The organism is Pedobacter sp. P26 (genome assembly GCF_050632135.1).
Taxonomy (GTDB): Bacteria; Bacteroidota; Bacteroidia; order Sphingobacteriales; family Sphingobacteriaceae; genus Pedobacter.
This window is the reverse complement of record NZ_CP192574.1, coordinates 3,354,351-3,372,543: the sequence shown is the minus strand read 5'-3', so window position 1 is coordinate 3,372,543 and position 18,193 is coordinate 3,354,351. Positions and strand designations below refer to the sequence as shown.

The following is an 18,193-nucleotide window of genomic DNA, read 5'->3' as shown; positions in this document are numbered from 1 at the left end:
CGGTTAAGTCTGGTTAAACATTTTTTAGTTTCCCGGCAGCTAAGGCGAGGGTAGCATTTTCTTTAGCAAAGCAGAACCTGATAATTTTATGATCTGTTGCTTTTTGGTAAAATGCAGAAACCGGAATGGTGGCCACTCCAAATTCCTTGATCAGCCTGATACTAAAATCGGTGTCTTTTTCGTCGCTGATATCGCTATAACTTGCACATTGAAAATACGAACCATTACAAGGCAAAAGTTTAAAGCGGCTTTCGGACAGGAGACTTCTAAAATAATCTCTCTTCTGTTGAAAGAAGCTGCCTATTTCAGTATAATTTTTTGGCTCTTTGATGTAATGGGCAATTGCTTGTTGCATGGGACTATTAACGCTGAAAACATTAAATTGGTGTACCTTCCTAAATTCTTCGGTCAATTTCTCTGGCGCCAAACAATAACCCAGTTTCCAACCCGTAGCGTGCAAAAGCTTACCAAAAGAGGCTACGACGAAACTTCTTTGCTTTAATTCCGGGTAGAGCATTACACTCTGGTGTTTTTGTTCATCGTAAATCAGGTGTTCATAAACTTCATCGCTCAGGATTAAAATATCGGTGCCACTAACGAATTTAATAAGCGATTTCATATCATCTGGTGACAAAATACTACCTGTAGGGTTTTGTGGAGTATTTAAGATGATCATCCTGGTTTTTGCGGTAAACAACTTCTTAACCATATCCCAGTCAATAGCATAAGTGGGTGGGGCAAGTTCGTAAGTTTTAACCAGGCCACCTAAAAGTTTAATGGTAGGTGCATAACTATCGTAAGCTGGTTCAAAAATGATAACTTCATCACCGGCATTGATAATTGCCGCTAAAGCTGTAAAAATAGCCTGTGTTCCACCTGCTGTAATGGTAATTTCTGTTTCAGGGTTATACTTTATATTGTAGAGTTTTTCAACTTTCTCTGCGATGGTTTCTTTTAAAAAAGTAGAACCTGGCATTGGTGCATATTGGTTAAAACCATCTTGCATGGCTTTATTTACCAATTCAACCAGTTTTGGATCACAGGCATAATCAGGAAATCCCTGAGAAAGATTAATGGCATTGTATTCAGCGGCAAGTTTACTCATCACCGAAAAAATGGTGGTACTTACGCCAGGAAGTTTAGATTGTATATGAAGCATCTTGTAAGCGAAAATAGGAAAAAAAGCTTAAGGCGTAAAAAACCTATTTCAAAAGCCATGCTGCAAGATTATAATAGTAGACGGAGAAAAACATTTTCAGCAGTATTAAACCCTCACTTTAAATTAACATCAATAACCTAAACAATAAACCCCTGGCTTTAGCAAATTAACCCTGGAATTTTGTATTATTTCAAATATATTGCTGCTTATTTAAAATTATTCCAAATAAACCCTTTTATTTGCACTTGAATCTTAATATCCATTAAATATGAAATTTAAGCACTTAACTGCTGCTTTTTTACTGATCATAAGTGCCTCTGCATTTATTAGTCCGAAAAAAGCTTTAAGAACATTTGTTTCCAATTACGAAAATGTATTGGGCACATCGTTAGAATTAAAATTTAAAACGAGCAGCCAGGCCGACGCGGATTTAGCAGAAGCCCGCGCATTAAATGAAATAGATCGACTGGATGATATTTTAAGTGCTTATAAAACTAACAGCGAGTTTAGTAAATGGATGGGCAATGGTAAACAAACTACCAAAGTTTCGACTGAATTATTTGAGGTTTTAAAACAGTTTGAAAATTATAAAGTGTTAACCAACGGTGCGCTTGATGCATCAGCCAAAGTAATAGGTGAGGTATGGAAAAAGGCAGTTGCCGAAAATCGTTTACCATCTGCTGAAGCACTACATCAGGCGGTTACTTTGGTTAAACAAAAACATTATATCTTAAATGAACGGGATAAAACGGTTACCCGTTTGGATGATGCACCATTAGCATTAAATTCTTTTGCGAAGAGTTATATCATTAATAAGGCTGCTGAGAAAGCTATTCAATCTCCTGGTATTGAAAACGTGGTCGTAAATATTGGTGGCGATATGGTGATTAAGGGAAACCAGCCTGAAGCTATCGAAATTGCAAATCCTAAAGCTGATGCTGAAAACGATGTAGCACTAACCACAATTAAAGTATCAAATATGGCTGTGGCAACCAGCGGTAATTACCGCAGAGGTTTTATGGTAAATGAAAAATGGTATTCGCATATCGTTGATCCGCGCAGCGGAAAGCCTGCTTCAGAAATAATCAGTGCAACGGTTATTGGTCCTGATGCCAGTGAAGCAGGTGCTTTAGCTACTTCTTTTAATATACTTTCTGTTGCCGGGATTGAAGCATTAACTGCGACTAGAAATGACATTGCATACTTGTTGATCACTAAAGATGGCAAAGAAATCAGAAGCAAGGAGTGGGCTAATTATGAGGTTGTTGTAAATAAGCCGGCTGGTGTTGTAGAAAAAGCAAGCAAAGCTGATAAACTTTGGAATACCAAATATGAGTTGGTGGTAAATTTAGAAATTGCCAATATAGAATCTACCGATGGTAAACGTGTCCGTCGCCCTTTTGTGGCCGTATGGATTGAAGATGCAGCTAAAACACCTGTGCGTAATCTGGCTATATGGTATAACAAACCACGTTGGCTACCCGATTTAAAATCATGGAACCGTGCCAACGGCGATGAGTTCAAAAAAGGAGCAGAAGGAAAGCTGAGCTCAACAAGTTCTGCTACACGTGGCCCCGGTAAATACAGCTTGTCATGGGATGGAAAAGACGATAACGGGAAATTGGTAAAAGCAGGCATTTACACTGTTTTTATTGAAGTTGCCCGCGAGCATGGCACTTACCAGGTAATTGCGAAAGAAATGAAATTTACAGGCTCGGCCCAAAAAGTAGAATTAACGCCAAATACAGAACTAACATCAGCATCTCTTGACTACAGAAAAATCGGAACCGCAAAAAAATAAGATAACGGTTGCACCTGGCGGACTGGGTAAAAAACAGGTTAAAAAAGAGATCGGTAAAGGTAAGGCTAAAAAGCGTTTAGCTGGTTTATCTCGCTGGTTGCACATTTACTTATCAATGGTGAGTTTTACGATTCTGCTATTCTTTGCAGTATCGGGCTTAACTTTTAAATCATGCAGATTGGTGTACTTCTGGTAAGGAAGTGGTTACTAAAGATGCTGGATTGGTAAACCTAAAATGGGTAAACCAACCTGATACCAATAAGATCAACAAGTTACAAATTGTTGAGTTTTTTAGAAGTAAACATGAAGTTAAAGGCGCATTAAGCGACTTTAGAATAGACGACAGAGAACTGAGCTTAACCTTTAACGGACCTGGTTACCTGGCCGATTCTTTTATAGACCGCGAAACCGGTAAATACGAATTAACCATAACCAGATTTGGTGCGGTGGCCGTAATTAATGATTTACATAAAGGAAGAGATTCTGGCAAGGCCTGGTCGTGGATTATAGATATTTCGGCAGTGCTGATGACATTGGTATCTATCTCAGGAATTATCTTAATCTGTTTTATTAAAAAGAAACGATTAAGTGGCTTCATCATCGCAGCGGTAGGCACAATGGTTTGCTATTTGATTTACAGGTTATTTGTGCCGTAGTTTTACGGCCCAACACAGGGAGAGGCCATATCATATTTGTGATTCCAATAGAATTGTCGTCATCTCGACTGTAGTGTAGCGAAATGGAGAGATCTATCTTGGCAGATTTCTCCACTTCGGTCGAAATGACGCCCCCCGAGATTGATTTTTATCCGATAAATTAGCCCTCGGTATGAAAATTCTATATTTACGATAGCCCAAGTGTCTGAGGGTAAATATTAATGCGTTATAACAGCCGAATCAGATGATGCATCAACTTCTGTAGTGATCAACCTTCTGCCGATTAATAAACAGCCTAAAGCGATAAATGCAGCGGCTGTCATGACCAAAGGCATGGGCACTACAGAGTGTTCGCTAAATAAACTCACCATTACCGAGGCCAAAGCGCCTAATCCCATTTGCAAAGCACCCATTAAGGCAGATGCACTACCAGCGTTTTTGGAAAATGGCGCAAGCGACAAAGCAGCCGCATTAGGATTAATTAGACCTAAACAGGCTAAAAATAATGCGATAAAACCTATTGTAGCATATAAATTTAACCAGTTGTTTAAAGCAAAAATCAAAAAGATTAAGCTGAAAATACATTGGGCAATAAGTGCATAGGTAACAATATTTTTGCTGGTAAACCATTTTAGTATTAAGCTATTTACCTGACTCGAACCAATAAAGGCTACCGATAGCAGCGCGAAAATCCAACCATAGCCAGTCTTACTCACTTCGTATATTTTCATAAATACCTGAGGTGATGAAGATACATAAGCAAATAAACCTGAAAAGGTGATTGAACTGATTAAGGCATACGTGTAAAATTGAGGCTCTTTTAAAACGGTAAAGAAATTGGTTAAAATGGGTTTAGGTTTTAGGGAGTAATTCAGATCTGGTTTATAACTCTCCGGTAACTTAAAGATTGAAGCCAGGAGCATCAAAACCGCCATCAAACCTAAAAATACGAATACATATTTCCAGCCTAATGCCGAGATTAAATAACCACCTGCTGTTGGCGCAAGCATCGGTGATACGGCAATCACCAGCATTAACGACGCAAACACTTTGGGGCTTTCTTCTACCGAAAACAGATCCCGTACCATAGCAACGGAGGCTACAGCCGTGGCACAGCTCCCAATCGCCTGAACAAAACGTAAAACAATCAACTGGTTTACATCAGTTACAGCTAGGCATAAAAAAGAAGCAAAAATATAGAGTCCTAAACCAAAGTATAAAGGTTTTTTCCTTCCAAATTTATCCAAAAGCGGACCGTACAATAACTGACCAGCAGAAATCCCGATAAAAAAGCTGGATAAAGAAAGTGCTACAGTTGATTCAGTACTTTTTAAATCTTTTGCAATATCCACAAAGCCAGGCAGGTACATGTCGATGGAGAAAGGGCCAAGGGCTGCCAATGATCCTAAAATGAGTATGAGATAGAAGTGTTGTTTTTTAGCCATGAAGATTACCGGAATTTGATGAGGGCAAAGATTGGGAGATTTAAGTTGTTAACCTATTTTTATGGTCGAACGATTGTAAAAATCATACTTTAATAACTAATTCGTAAAGAGGCATCTGCATAATCTTTGTATCAGCTATGTTAAAAATATGATGATTGCTATACTAAATCTGCTATTTATTTATAGATTTATAGTCTATGACTTTTAAGACAAAAGAAAGCCGTTTACTACTCATTCTGGGTAGCTTTTTTGTAGCAAACGCTATATTATCAGAGTTTATTGGAGTTAAACTATTCAGTGTTGAAGAAACGCTGGGGTTTAAAAAGTTCGATATCAATTTGCTAGGAGTTCCAAATCTATCGTTTGTGATGTCGGCAGGGGTATTAACCTGGCCAATCATTTTCATTATGACGGATATTATAAATGAATATTTTGGTGTAAAGCAAGTCCGTTTTTTATCTATCCTCACTTCAATTTTAATCGCATTTGCCTTTCTGGTAGTTTGGGGCTCTATGCATTTAAGCGCTGCCGATTTTTGGGTACACCAAAAAATTAATGGTGAAGACTTAAATATGAACAATGCTTTTGCAGGGATTTTTGGTCAGGGAATGTGGATTATTGTAGGTTCCATTACTGCTTTTATTATTGGACAGCTGGCAGATGTTCTGATTTTCCACCGGATTAAAAAAATTACCGGAGAACGTGCTTTATGGTTACGTGCAACCGGCTCAACATTGGTTTCTCAGCTGATTGACAGTTTTGTGGTGATTTTTATCGCGTTTTATTTAAACCCACAATACCATTACAGCTGGAAAATGGTCGCCGCAATTGGCTTGGTTAATTATACTTATAAATTTATTGTCGCCATTTTAATGACCCCGATTTTGTATATCGTACATGCGATAATTGATGGTTACTTAGGAAAAGACCTGGCCCACAAACTCATTAAAATGGCAGGTAGGGGATAACAACTTAACCAAATAATATAAAGATGAGATTTAATATTTTAGCGCTCTTTGCAGGATTTTCGTTATTGGCTTGTTCTAATAAAAAGGACAGTGGAAAAGGTCTTGAGATTCAGGGTACATGGCAATTGGTTTCGGCTACCACCATTGATAAAGGAAAAAGTGAAACCACTGATTATTCAGGGAAACTGAAGATGATCAAGCTATTTAATAACAGCCATTTTGCTTTTCTGAAACATAGCCTTGATCCCAAAGATACCACTAGTTTTGATGCAGGAGGGGGAACTTTCGTTTTAAAAGGCGATGATTATACCGAATACCTTGAATATTATAAAAACAAAGATTGGGAAGGCAAGACTTTTAATTTTAAACTGGCCATCCATAATGATACTTTGATTCAGAAAGGGGTTGAAAAAGTGGAGGCCGCCGGTGTTGACCGCGTAATTATTGAAAAATACATTAAGGTAAAGTAATGAAACGCAAAAGGTCAGACTCGCTCCGACCTTTGTACTTAACAACAAAACAAATAAAAAAATTAACCTTAAAAATAAATTATAGGGTTGCCAGTTCTGCGGCAAAAACATTTTCACTCAATTGCTCCTGTTTGTATATCTGTCTGCCGGTGTAGGCAACAAAAACAGATTGATCTAAAAGCAAATCACGGTTTTTTATCAAACTTTCTAACTTAACGGTCCCAACCACATATTTATAACTGCTTGCAGCATAACGTTCGCTGATGTTGTCAAATTCCAGTAGGGTAATCAGATCTTCATCCGCATAACGCAAATAAACTTCTAAAAGAATTTCTTCTGTATGTTTTACACCGTTTTCTGAGTGGTATTTTTTGTATTCATAACGGTAATCGTAACGTAAAGCCGCAATATCAGATAGTACAGCGGCACCAGTAGGGTGACCACCGGCACCTTTACCATAGAAAAACTGTTTATCAGCAAAAGCCGCCTGAACGGCTACGGCATTGTACTCATTTTCTACATTGTAAAGAAAATCGTCCTTAGCTACCAGTTTAGGGAGTACATAAGTCACAATATCTTTTGTATTTACCTTACGAGCCGTTGGTACCAACTTAATTTTGAAATTTTTCTCACGAGCATATTTAATGTCATAGTTAGAAAGGTTCTGTATACCGATGTTTAAAATGGCATCAGGATTTACAAACAAACCATAGGCATGTGCGGTAGCTATGGCCAGTTTATATTTCGGATCATAACCTCCCACATCCAGGATCGGATCGGTTTCTGCGAAACCTAAATCCTGTGCCTCTTTTAATGCCGAATCGTAACTTTGACCCTCGTTAAATATTTTGGAAAGGATATAATTAGATGAGCCATTAAAAATTCCGCTCAAAGCATGAAATAATTCATTGTCGTAATACTCTTCCAGGTTACGGATAATTGGAATACTGCCGCAAACGGCTCCTTCATACAATAAAGAAGTACCATACTCTTGTTGTAAATCTACCAGCTCTTTTAAATGCGTGGCGATCATTTTTTTGTTGGCAGAAACTACATTTTTACCATTTTTTAATGCCGTAGTTACAATTTCGTAAGCAGCATCAGCATCGTTAATTAATTCTACAATCGTATTGATCTCTGTATTGTTTAATATTTCGTTACGATCAGTCGTAAACAGATCCTTGTTTAGGGTACGTTTCTTCCTTGGGTCTTTTATCGCGATTTTAATGATCTCCAGGTTCAGGTTCTGGCTTTGGATGATATCCAACAAACCTTGCCCTACAACGCCAAAACCAAATAAACCGATTTTTAAATTCTTGCTCATTGTTATAAAGTGATTATACAGACAGGTGTATTACACCGATATAGCTGTTCTTATTTTTGTAATTTGTTTTAAATTTTGTGTTGGCATCCAGTTAATCACCTTCCACCTTTGTACCCTCAACCTTCCACCTATCTAAGCGGTATGCTGTAATCTGATGATTTTTTTATTCCGGCTTTCCTTAATAAAGTTTCCGATTACATTAGTGAGGGCATCTGTTTCGATCAAAAATCCATCGTGACCATAATCTGAATGCAAAGCACTAAATTCTGCTCCCGGAATATGATCGGCCAGGTATTTTTGCTCTGATAAAGGAAACAAAACATCATTTTCTATCCCGATTACTAAAGTATTTGCCGTAATTAGTTTTAGTGCATCTGCAATACTTTTGCGGTTACGGCCCACATTGTGGCTATCCATTGCTTTGGTTAAATAATAATAACTGTAAGCGTTAAAGCGGTTGATCAGCTTTTCTCCCTGATAGTTCTGATAAGAAGACGATCTGAAATTGTCTGTCTTATCGTTTACACTTTCTAACTGTGTACTGCCGTAAGCACTGTAGGTTCTATAACTTAAAAGTGCAATGCTTCGGGCTGTTTTTAAACCCTTGCTGCCACCGTTTGGTTGGTTGGCATAAAAAGTTCTGTCTGTTGTGATGGCTAAACGCTGGCTTTCGTTAAACGCAATTCCCCATGGAGAATGCGCAGCATTAGTCGCAATTAAGATCAGGTTTTCAATTTTATTAGGTTCCGAAATGCTCCATTCCACAGCCTGTTGCCCACCTAAAGAACCACCGATTAATAATTTAATATAATCAATACCTAAATGTGAAGCCAATAACTGATGTGCCGATACTAAATCCCGGATAGTAAATTGTGGAAACGAAAGATAATAAGGCAAGCCCGTTACCGGATTGGTACTTAACGGGTTGGTACTGCCATAATGAGAGCCTAAAACATTTGCACAGACAATATAATGCTCTTCCGGATTGAACAAAGCATTTTGACCGAACAAACCTTCCCACCATTCAAAAACATCAGCATTGGCAGTAAGTGCATGGCAAACCCAAATTACATTATCTTTATTTGCATTTAATTTGCCATAAGTTTGATAAGCAACTTGCAGGTTACGGATTTTTTTCCGCTCTCTAATTTGAACTGTTTATTATAATTATATGTTGATGCTGTACTCATTGTTTATTGTATTCGGAAAATGAACGGGCTTAGGCTGATAAACTCTCTGTAGGGATCTGAACATTTATAGATGCAAAAGCCTGCTCGAAATCGGCCTTAATATCATCGATGTGTTCAATACCGACTGAAACCCGTAATGCGTTTGGCTTTACACCTGCAGCCAATTGCTCCGCTTCACTCAATTGTTGGTGTGTGGTTGCCGACGGTTGGATAATCAACGTTTTGGCATCGCCCACGTTTGCGAGATGCGAAACCAGTTTTAAGTTATCAATAACCTGTGTGGCATTTTCTTTACTTCCTTTTAATTCGAAAGATAGAACCGCGCCGAAACCGTTACTTAAATATTTTTTTGCCAGGCTATTATATTTGCTGCTCGCTAATCCTGGATATTGTACTTCCTGAACTAATGGATGGTTTTCTAACCAGGTGGCCAGTTCTAAAGCATTATCAACATGGCGTTGAACGCGGAGTGATAAGGTTTCCAATCCTTGTAATAAAAGAAACGAATTGAAAGGTGATAAGGCAGGCCCTAAATCTCTTAGTCCTTCTACGCGCGCCCGGATAATAAACTGAATATTGCCAAATGGTCCGCCGATGCCAAAAACATCACTGAAAACCAACCCGTGATAGCCTGCTGATGGCTCAGAGAACTGAGGGAATTTTCCATTGCCCCAATTGTAGTTTCCACCATCGATGATCACACCACCAATACTCGTTCCATGGCCACCAATCCATTTCGTTGCAGATTCTACCACAATATTGGCTCCGTGTTCCAATGGTTTAAATAAATAACCGCCTGCGCCAAAAGTATTATCAACCACTAATGGAAGATCATATTTTTTAGCAATTGCAGCAATTTTCTGAAAATCTGGCACACTAAAAGCAGGATTGCCAATGGTTTCCAGGTATATTGCCTTAGTTTTATCTGTTATTTTAGCTTCAAATTCTTCAGGTACATCTGGATTTGCAAAATCAACATGGATACCCAAACGTTTAAAAGCAACTTTAAACTGGTTATAAGTTCCACCATAAATATGAGTAGAAGAAACAATGCTGTCGCCAGCTTCTAAGATATTATTTAGGGCAATAAACTGAGCGGCCTGCCCTGATGCTACTGCTAAAGCCGCTACACCACCTTCTAAAGCTGCAATTCTTTTTTCGAAAACATCATTGGTAGGATTCATGATCCTGGTGTAAATGTTGCCAAACTCTTTTAAGGCAAATAAATTAGCTCCATGTTCGGCGCTGTTAAATCCGTAAGAAGTGGTTTGGTAAATCGGCACAGCCCTCGAACCTGTTGTGGGATCTATTTCCTGGCCAGCGTGTAATTGTAAAGTTTCAAATTTATATGATGTTGACATGATTACTATTTTATTTTGTTGAACGATTAGATATGGTGGTTTAGGTTGATCCTAAAACCTGGCAGGGCGTATCCCGATGTTCGGGACCTTCCAGTTTGAAAGAAACAAAAAAGGAAGATTTTTTTAACTAATGTATGCAACAGCACATACAAATAACCGCACGCATATTGCAACAAGTAAAAGAAACAGAGTATTGTTCTGCCTTTTTAAGGTTTGCATTGGGTTCGCTTAGCGATTGAAGATTTAATGTTTTCATCAGTTCTAATTTATATCACCAGATAACACCATGCTATCCGGTCAGGAATTGGCACCTTCTCTTTCTGAGGGTTGCCAGTGGGTCATCGAGCCAGTCTCTCGCCACTTCTTTATAAATCAACCCGTGAAGATTGACTTTTATTTAGCTTTCCACCAAATAATATTTCAAATGTCTTAATTAAATTTTAATTCACAAAATAAAATTTTGATTTTTAAATTAACTATCTAAAAATGAACTCGTTATTTTTATGCTGAGTTTGCCATTTAAAATTTTTAATATAAAATTAACGCTTAATATTTTAAGTTTGTGCATCCTATCTAAATCGTAACTTTATGAAAAACACAAAATCACTATGTTTAGGACTGTTATTTATTGTAACGGGTTTAAACAATGCCAGCGCTCAATTTGGAGGCTTAAAAGATAAATTATTAAAAGTAGGCACAGCACAGGGTGCTAAAGCCCTGGGGGTAGACAGGTTTTTAAAACAACCCGCCGCTATTACTACTAGTTTTGAAGATGTAAACAGGGAAGGTGAAAAAATGCCAGACTTTGTTAATCCTTCAAAATTAAAAGCACAGCCTTTATATTTATTGCCCAAAAACCCTGAGGGTGGTTTTGTACTTTGCGAAGGATTGTACGAAATGACGAATAAAAGCTATTGTTTAAAAGCCGGAACATTTGCGCCTTCAAAAGGAGATGGTTACATGTTTGCACCGGTTTTAGGCCCGAAAGAAGAAATTGTGGTTTCTATTTTGAAAAGTGCAGAAAAACATCCTGAAGTAGAACAGCACGATATACAAGCGCTACTTTGGACAATTATTGCCAGAACAAAATTTGCCGATTACAACGGACAGGTTAAAGTAACTGCCCTTAAACTATTAACACCTAAACAGCTTACACAATTAGAAGGTGGCGCCCTGGGCATTTTGCCTTTCGATGTCATGGAAAAAGCTAAAGATCAATTGCCATCTGGCGTGAGGGCAGTTTTTGAGGCAGAAAATAATATCCGCCAATTGGTATCCTCTGGTAACTATACTTATGCTGATATGGAGAAATATGCTATAATAGCAGGGATGGCCCCGCCAAGAAGCGATGTGCCAAGTGGCATCTGGACGAAACATCCTGATGGTTATTATGTGCGTTATTTTCCTTCAGGATATTCGATTACCAAAGTGCAGGTATATGTACCAAAAGAATTGTTAGCTAACGGAAATAAATTGATTTATGATGCAGCAGGAGATATTGCTTGTCCAGCCAATACAGGCTCGCAACGTTTGGCGCAAACTAATGAGCCATTGGAGGCTAACTATTCGTTAAAGTTGACCACGATTTGTAATTCTAAGTAGGTTTTGGAAAATTAGGGTTCTGTAATCCTTATGCGATTGCAGTCCCGCTTTACGCTTTATCTTTTTGGCTACCCTTCGACTTCGCTCAGGGTGACAGCCAAAAAGGATATAGCTGCAATCGGGTTTAGCAACAGAGGTTCAAAATAACTATAAGAGGCTTTCTCATAATATTGTTGTCATCCTGAGCTTGTCGAAGGACCTGTTTTAAATATCTTACAAGGCGTTTCGACAGGCTCAACGTGACAAATTCAATTGAATTACAATTTATTATACAGCTTCTATTTTTTTAACCCAGCGCCTGCGCTAAATCGGCAATAATATCATCTACATGTTCCAGTCCTACTGAAATGCGGAGCAAGTTTTTAGGCGTTTTACTATCCGGCCCCTCAACTGAATAACGGTGTTCAATCAAACTCTCTACACCACCTAAACTCGTTGCCTGTGCAAATAGTTGGACTTTATTTACCACTTTATGAGCAGCTTCTGCATCGCCCTTAACTAAAAACGACATCATTCCGCTGAAATCTTTCATCTGTTTTCTGGCAATTTCATGCTGTGGGTGACTCTCCAACCCAGGATAAAAAACGGCTTCAACATTAGGATGTCCGTTTAAATAGTGGGCTACTTTTTTTCCATTTTCACAATGGCCCTTCATGCGGTAGGCCAGGGTTTTAATGCTACGCGTTAATAAAAAGCAATCGAAAGGAGAGGGTACTGCACCGCCTGTTTGCTGTATATTTTTGATACGTTCCCATAATTCATCTTTTTTTGCCGTTACTAATATCCCGCCGAGCACATCACTATGACCACCTATGTATTTGGTACTGCTGTGCATGACCATATCGGCGCCCAACAAAATCGGATTTTGTAAAATTGGAGAAGCAAAGGTGCTGTCGCAAACCAGGGTGATATTTTTTGCTTTAGCTATTTTGGCAATCTCTTCAATATCGGTAACCTTTAATAATGGATTTGATGGCGTTTCGATCCAGATCAGTTTGGTATTAGGCTTAATGCTCGATTGTATCAGATTTAAATCGGTTTGATCAACAAAATCAAATTCCAAACTTTCATTAAAAATGGTCAGCAGCTGTTTTTTAATTCCCCAGTACATGTCATCCGGAGCTATAATATGGCTACCCGGTTTTAAAGCCTGGAACATCGCTAATCCGCAGGTGTTACCCGAAGAAAAAGCAGCAGCATCTTCGCCATATTCTAATTTGGCTACAGTGTTTTCTAAAGCAGACCGGTTTGGATTGCTTACCCTGCTATACATGTGCCCACCGGGATAACCACCATCTTCGCCACGAAAAAAGTGGTAGACAGATTAATCGGCAGTGTAACATCACCGGTAGCGATCTTTACGAGATTAGAAGCGTGAATAGCAAGGGTTTCGGGTTTCATAATAATTGATTTTGATCGAAATGATTTCGGGAAGCAATTTAATAATTTGGCGCTAATTTAAGGTTCGTAATGGTTTTGGCAAGATTTATGTAACAAGTTTGTCGAAATTTAATTAAACAAAAAATGAAAAGATTATTTATAGCTATCGCAATAGCATGTTCTACTTTAGTAATGTTACAAAGTTGTAATACTGCAAAAAGAGTAACTGCAGGCGTAACAGGTAGCAGAGGTACAGTTGTTCGCGAATGGGTAGTGAGTAATGTAGCTTTAGAAGGATTGCCTGATGGCGCTGTTCAGGGATTATTTGGAGAGAAATCTTACAAATGTTTCCAGGGAAGTACATGGAACTTAACCAATAGTGGTAATGGTTCTTATACTTTACCGGCATCAAGCGCTTGTGGTTCGGTAATGCAGACTATTTTCTGGTCAGCTGCACCTAAAGACCAGACTTTCCAGTTCAAAAAAATATTTGAAGGTGATAAAGCTAAAAACGTAACAGAAGGTTACCGTTTGGTGTTAACTGATCTTTCCAGTACACAAATGATCTTGAAATCGCCAATTGAATTTGGTGGTAAAACTGCTAACATCGTTTTAACGTTTGTACCTGCAGCAAGATAATATCTAATATTGAAAAACATACCCTAGAGCACTTCTGAAAAGAGGTGCTTTTTTTTATATCAATAATTAACTGCAGCTGAATTGATTACATCAAAAACTTTCCTATAATAGTTTGAGATAGCTTTGTCACGCTGAGCGGAGTCGAAGCGCTTTACTTGTCAATTACAACAAGGCAAAATTTAGTCCATTTATTTCATGCGCCTGGTTCGATCTCTCCATTCCACTGCGTTTCAGTCAAGATGACGAAGTTAGTTAGGTTTTATAAAAGTATTAAATCTGTGTTTATCCGTGTTCATCTGTGGTTAATTAACATGCCCAACATTTAAAAATCGCGGTTTGTTACAAGAAAATGATTTTCAAATCGCCTCATTATTGTATTTTTGTTCAAAATAAATCAGGAATGAATACAACTGAACAAGTTGAAAAAATATTAGCTGATACCAATTTATCAACTGAATTACAAAACATAGCACACAAAGTTCTTCACGGACAGCGCATTACATTTGATGAAGGTGTGCATCTTTACGAACATGCAGAACTAGGTTACCTGGGTGTTCTCGCAAATTACATCCGTGAGAAAAAACACGGTGATAAAACTTATTTCAATCGCAATTTCCATTTAGAACCAACCAATCTTTGTGTTTACGACTGCAAATTTTGCTCGTACTCGCGTTTAATCAAACAAAAAGAAGAAGGCTGGGCTTTAACGATGGAGCAAATGCTTGATATCGTCAAAAAATACGATGGTGAACCGGTAACGGAAGTACATATTGTTGGGGGCGTACTTCCACAGTATGATGTAGCTTTTTATTCAGCATTATTCACAGCCATTAAGCAACACCGTCCTGATCTGCATATAAAAGCATTAACACCTGTAGAGTACCACTATATTTTCAAAAAAGCTAAAATCGATTACGCAACAGGTATGCGTTTGATGAAGGAGGCCGGATTGGAATCGATACCAGGTGGTGGGGCAGAGATTTTTCACCCGGAAATCAGGGAGCAGATTGCCAAAGATAAATGTACCGGTCAGCAATGGTTAGATATACATGAAGAATGGCACAAACTAGGCATGCGTAGTAATGCGACCATGCTTTATGGACATATCGAAAAATACTGGCACCGCGTAGATCACATGGAAAAACTTCGTGAACTGCAGGACCGTACAGGTGGTTTCCAGACTTTTATTCCATTAAAATTCAGAAATCAGCATAACCAGATGAGTAATGTACCCGAATCATCGGTAATTGAAGATTTAAGAAATTACGCCATTGCCCGTATTTATATGGATAACTTCGATCATATTAAAGCTTATTGGGCGATGATCAGTCGCGAAACTGCTCAGTTATCTTTAAATTACGGTGTGGATGATATCGACGGTACTTTGGATGATACTACAAAAATATATTCTATGGCCGGCGCAGAAGAACAAACACCAGCAATGAGCACTAAAGAACTGGTTAATCTGATTAAACAGGTAGGCAGAAAAGCAATAGAACGAGATACTTTATATAACGTGGTTACGGATTTTGAAAATGTTGTTTTCGAAGAAGAGAAAAAACCCCAGTATTATAAATTACCAGTGGTGAATTAATGATTGAATTAGAGAATGACTGAATGAGTGAATGAGTATATTGAGCGTTAAATTTAACATTCAATCACTCAAAAATCCCTCATTCAATAATTAATTAGATGAAAGAAATATACATCATACGCCACGGCGAAACGGAACTTAACAGACAAGGCATAGTACAGGGCAGAGGTATAAATTCTGACTTAAATGATTTAGGAAGGGCACAGGCGGAAGCTTTTTATCAAAAATATAAGGAGATTCCTTTTGATAAGATTTACACCTCTGATTTAAAGCGTACCTGGCAAACCGTTCAAAAGTTTATAGATGCTAAATTACCCTGGGAAAAACTCTCGGGATTAGATGAGTTGGCCTGGGGTGTTTGGGAGGGAAAACCGAATACTGAAGATGCGCGTGATGCTTTCCGTGAGATGTTACAGAGCTGGGAGAATGGAGATTATACCGCTCATTTTGAAGGCGGCGAAAGTGTACAGGACGTTTACGAACGTTTAAAACAACCCATGGAAGTTTTAATGACCCGGCCTGAAGAAAAAACAGTGCTGCTTTGTATGCACGGCAGGGCAATGCGTGTTTTTCTGTGCCTATTATTGGGTAAACCATTAAGTGAAATGACCGAATTCCCACACCAGAATACCGTGCTTTATAAAATGGGTTTCGAAGACGGAAAATTTACTGTTCTCGAATTTAACAATGCCGTTCATTTAGACGGTTTAGTAATTGAATAACTTCCACAGTTCGTCATCCTGATCCGATAGCTATCGGATTTGTTTCAGGATCTGTTGGCAGAATAAAGGGATTTGATTTATATAACGGTTCGTGAGGACACGAACCATGGCAAGTAAATGGGTTTCGAAGACTGAAAATTTACTGTTCTTGAATTTAACAGTGCCGTTCATTTAGACGGTTTAGTAATTGGGGAATAAACCGCCTCGGTTCGTGTCTTCACGAAACGAAACAAGTTATAGTTCGTTGACACGGACCATGGCGTAGAAACAGGTAAATAGTTTAGTAATTGGATAATCCGCTTATCGCAAACGCGAAGCGCAAAATATAACACCTTGAATAAGATTAAAATATCGGCTGTTGCCTATACCAACACCAAAGCTTTTATATACGGATTAGAACATTCGGACATTATAAATAAAATTGATTTAAGTTTAGATATCCCTTCAGATTGTGCAGCCAAAGTGATTAATGGTCAGGCTGATATTGGTTTAATGCCTGTAGCAGCAATTCCATTGGTTCCCAATGCGAACATCGTAGCAGATTACTGTATCGGCAGCGATGGCGGTGTAAATTCGGTATTCATTTTTAGTGAAGTTCCGGCAGCGGAAATAAAAACGGTAAGGCTTGATGCCCATTCGCGCACCTCTAATAATTTGGCCAAAGTTTTGCTGAAATTCTATTGGAAAAAAGAAGTGGAGTTTACTATCGATCCAACTGCAAAAACAGATGCTTTTGTTTTAATAGGAGACAGGACATTTGGTAAAAAAGGCGATTTCGCTTATGCCTATGATATGGGTGAGGAATGGAAAAACTTTACCGGTCTGCCATTTATGTATGCAGCCTGGGTGGCCAATAAAGAAATCTCACAAGAATTTAAAAACGAATTTAATACCGCTTTAAAATTTGGTTTAGATCATAGAAAGGAAGTACTACAGGAATTACCAGCATCGCCAAATTTCGACCTGGAAGATTATCTATACCATAAACTTCAATTTGATGTAACAGATGACCGCAAAAAAGCTTTAAATCTGTTTTTGGGGTATATTGAGCAGTTGTAAAGAAATATATTTCAAAGATTCGTCATTCCCAACTTGATTGGGAATCTTAATGCATTTTTAAAGGCTTTAAGATTCCCTCCTTCGCGGGAATGACGATAACTTTAGTTATAACTAGTGACTTTTCATTTTCCCAGCCACTTTTTCAAGCGTGCTTTTTAATTTGGTCAATGCGCCGGTAATGGCCAAATCGTAGGTATTTCCCAGGTTAGAAACTGCAATTGGTTCTTTACCGGTAATCCTGGCTTCCAACAAACATCTTTTATCATCTAAACCATCTTTACTGCCGTTTTCATCAGATAGATGAACTTCTAAACGCGTAATTAAATCGCTGTATCTGCTCAAACCTTCACTCAACTGGGTCTGGATTTTTTCGTCGTATTCCTGGTGTATGGTTAAATTTTTGTCGGTATTCAGTTGGATCGTCATAATTAAAAATATTAGGTTAAATTTATATTAGGTTAACAGATGAGTGAGGTTAATTGTTTCTATGGGTTAACTGGTTAATCGTATAAATTAGTTAACTGTATAAGTATGAGAACGATGATGCAATCGGTTAAAACAGCCCATTGTTTATAAACCAGATTGAAATGAAAAGCCCGTAAGTGAGGAACGAGCGCGGACTTGTAATGAAAAGCAGGACTGCACAATCCCAAATGCACAGAACCCCTCATTTCCAAATAATGGTTAACTGTTTAAATTGTATAAACTGGTAAACTGTTGAAGCAAGAAAACTATTATGTAACTGAGTTAAAACAGACCATTGTACCTAAACCTGGTAGGAGCGAACACGAGTGTAGCGAAGTAAAGCGGATAACAGGACTAC

At 38.3% G+C, this 18,193-nt stretch carries 16 protein-coding genes, 1 pseudogene and 1 riboswitch; of the genes and pseudogenes, 10 read left to right on the top strand and 7 right to left on the bottom strand.

Annotated elements, in window-relative coordinates; translation table 11 throughout:
* Window positions 1-13: 13 nt before the first annotated feature.
* Window positions 14-1,159 (bottom strand): methionine aminotransferase, encoded by a 1,146-nt coding sequence (locus ACQ86H_RS15650; protein WP_138820901.1) that lies wholly within the window; start codon window positions 1,157-1,159, stop codon window positions 14-16.
* 268 nt (window positions 1,160-1,427) lie between these two features.
* On the opposite strand from ACQ86H_RS15650, the gene ACQ86H_RS15645 reads away from it, so the two are divergent.
* From ACQ86H_RS15645 to ACQ86H_RS15635, 3 genes are read left to right on the top strand one after another with little or no spacing between them, the layout of a single operon-like run.
* Window positions 1,428-2,960 (top strand): DUF2271 domain-containing protein, encoded by a 1,533-nt coding sequence (locus ACQ86H_RS15645; RefSeq protein WP_431291678.1) that lies wholly within the window; start codon window positions 1,428-1,430, stop codon window positions 2,958-2,960.
* Entirely contained in the window at window positions 2,926-3,156 is a 231-nt protein-coding gene (locus tag ACQ86H_RS15640) for a hypothetical protein (protein ID WP_431291677.1), read from the top strand. The genes ACQ86H_RS15645 and ACQ86H_RS15640 overlap by 35 nt, the downstream gene beginning before the upstream one ends.
* Before the next feature lie 25 nt (window positions 3,157-3,181).
* Window positions 3,182-3,616 carry a PepSY-associated TM helix domain-containing protein gene (locus ACQ86H_RS15635; RefSeq protein WP_431291676.1) on the top strand — a complete coding sequence of 145 codons (435 nt, stop codon included), beginning with the start codon at window positions 3,182-3,184 and terminating at the stop codon, window positions 3,614-3,616.
* 218 nt (window positions 3,617-3,834) lie between these two features.
* On the opposite strand, the gene ACQ86H_RS15630 is transcribed toward ACQ86H_RS15635, so the two are convergent.
* Entirely contained in the window at window positions 3,835-5,061 is a 1,227-nt protein-coding gene (locus tag ACQ86H_RS15630) for a multidrug effflux MFS transporter (protein ID WP_431291675.1), read from the bottom strand.
* Between the two features lie 197 nt (window positions 5,062-5,258).
* Here ACQ86H_RS15630 and ACQ86H_RS15625 point away from each other — a divergent pair, with 197 nt between their 5' ends.
* Window positions 5,259-6,029 carry a queuosine precursor transporter gene (locus tag ACQ86H_RS15625; protein ID WP_138820904.1) on the top strand — a complete coding sequence of 257 codons (771 nt, stop codon included), beginning with the start codon at window positions 5,259-5,261 and terminating at the stop codon, window positions 6,027-6,029.
* A gap of 23 nt (window positions 6,030-6,052) precedes the next feature.
* Complete coding sequence (locus ACQ86H_RS15620; protein ID WP_138820905.1) at window positions 6,053-6,499, top strand: hypothetical protein; 447 nt, start codon at window positions 6,053-6,055, stop codon at window positions 6,497-6,499.
* Window positions 6,500-6,578: 79 nt separating this feature from the next.
* On the opposite strand, the gene ACQ86H_RS15615 is transcribed toward ACQ86H_RS15620, so the two are convergent.
* From ACQ86H_RS15615 to ACQ86H_RS15605, 3 genes and pseudogenes are all read right to left on the bottom strand, one after another.
* Entirely contained in the window at window positions 6,579-7,823 is a 1,245-nt protein-coding gene (locus tag ACQ86H_RS15615) for a homoserine dehydrogenase (protein ID WP_431291674.1), read from the bottom strand.
* 132 nt (window positions 7,824-7,955) lie between these two features.
* A pseudogene (locus ACQ86H_RS15610) lies at window positions 7,956-9,013 on the bottom strand (homoserine O-acetyltransferase family protein).
* A gap of 29 nt (window positions 9,014-9,042) precedes the next feature.
* On the bottom strand, window positions 9,043-10,374 hold the full coding sequence (locus ACQ86H_RS15605; RefSeq protein ID WP_431291673.1) for an O-acetylhomoserine aminocarboxypropyltransferase/cysteine synthase family protein: 1,332 nt from the start codon (window positions 10,372-10,374) through the stop codon (window positions 9,043-9,045).
* Between the two features lie 263 nt (window positions 10,375-10,637).
* A riboswitch (SAM riboswitch) is annotated at window positions 10,638-10,748 on the bottom strand.
* Window positions 10,749-10,962: 214 nt separating this feature from the next.
* Here ACQ86H_RS15605 and ACQ86H_RS15600 point away from each other — a divergent pair.
* The gene (locus tag ACQ86H_RS15600) at window positions 10,963-11,976 is read left to right on the top strand and encodes a hypothetical protein (protein ID WP_431291672.1); all 1,014 of its coding nucleotides are present in this window, start codon (window positions 10,963-10,965) and stop codon (window positions 11,974-11,976) included.
* 286 nt (window positions 11,977-12,262) lie between these two features.
* On the opposite strand, the gene ACQ86H_RS15595 is transcribed toward ACQ86H_RS15600, so the two are convergent.
* On the bottom strand, window positions 12,263-13,249 hold the full coding sequence (locus ACQ86H_RS15595) for a trans-sulfuration enzyme family protein (protein ID WP_431291671.1): 987 nt from the start codon (window positions 13,247-13,249) through the stop codon (window positions 12,263-12,265).
* 251 nt (window positions 13,250-13,500) lie between these two features.
* On the opposite strand from ACQ86H_RS15595, the gene ACQ86H_RS15590 reads away from it, so the two are divergent.
* From ACQ86H_RS15590 to ACQ86H_RS15575, 4 genes are all read left to right on the top strand, one after another.
* Window positions 13,501-13,995 carry a hypothetical protein gene (locus tag ACQ86H_RS15590; protein WP_055907819.1) on the top strand — a complete coding sequence of 165 codons (495 nt, stop codon included), beginning with the start codon at window positions 13,501-13,503 and terminating at the stop codon, window positions 13,993-13,995.
* Between the two features lie 400 nt (window positions 13,996-14,395).
* Window positions 14,396-15,589, top strand: a complete 1,194-nt coding sequence (gene mqnE / locus ACQ86H_RS15585; protein WP_431291670.1) for an aminofutalosine synthase MqnE — start codon at window positions 14,396-14,398, stop codon at window positions 15,587-15,589.
* Window positions 15,590-15,687: 98 nt separating this feature from the next.
* Window positions 15,688-16,311 carry a histidine phosphatase family protein gene (locus tag ACQ86H_RS15580; protein WP_138820912.1) on the top strand — a complete coding sequence of 208 codons (624 nt, stop codon included), beginning with the start codon at window positions 15,688-15,690 and terminating at the stop codon, window positions 16,309-16,311.
* A gap of 333 nt (window positions 16,312-16,644) precedes the next feature.
* Window positions 16,645-17,370, top strand: a complete 726-nt coding sequence (locus ACQ86H_RS15575) for a menaquinone biosynthetic enzyme MqnA/MqnD family protein (RefSeq protein WP_431291669.1) — start codon at window positions 16,645-16,647, stop codon at window positions 17,368-17,370.
* Between the two features lie 111 nt (window positions 17,371-17,481).
* On the opposite strand, the gene ACQ86H_RS15570 is transcribed toward ACQ86H_RS15575, so the two are convergent.
* Window positions 17,482-17,796 (bottom strand): HPF/RaiA family ribosome-associated protein, encoded by a 315-nt coding sequence (locus ACQ86H_RS15570; protein ID WP_138820914.1) that lies wholly within the window; start codon window positions 17,794-17,796, stop codon window positions 17,482-17,484.
* Window positions 17,797-18,193 lie beyond the last annotated feature (397 nt).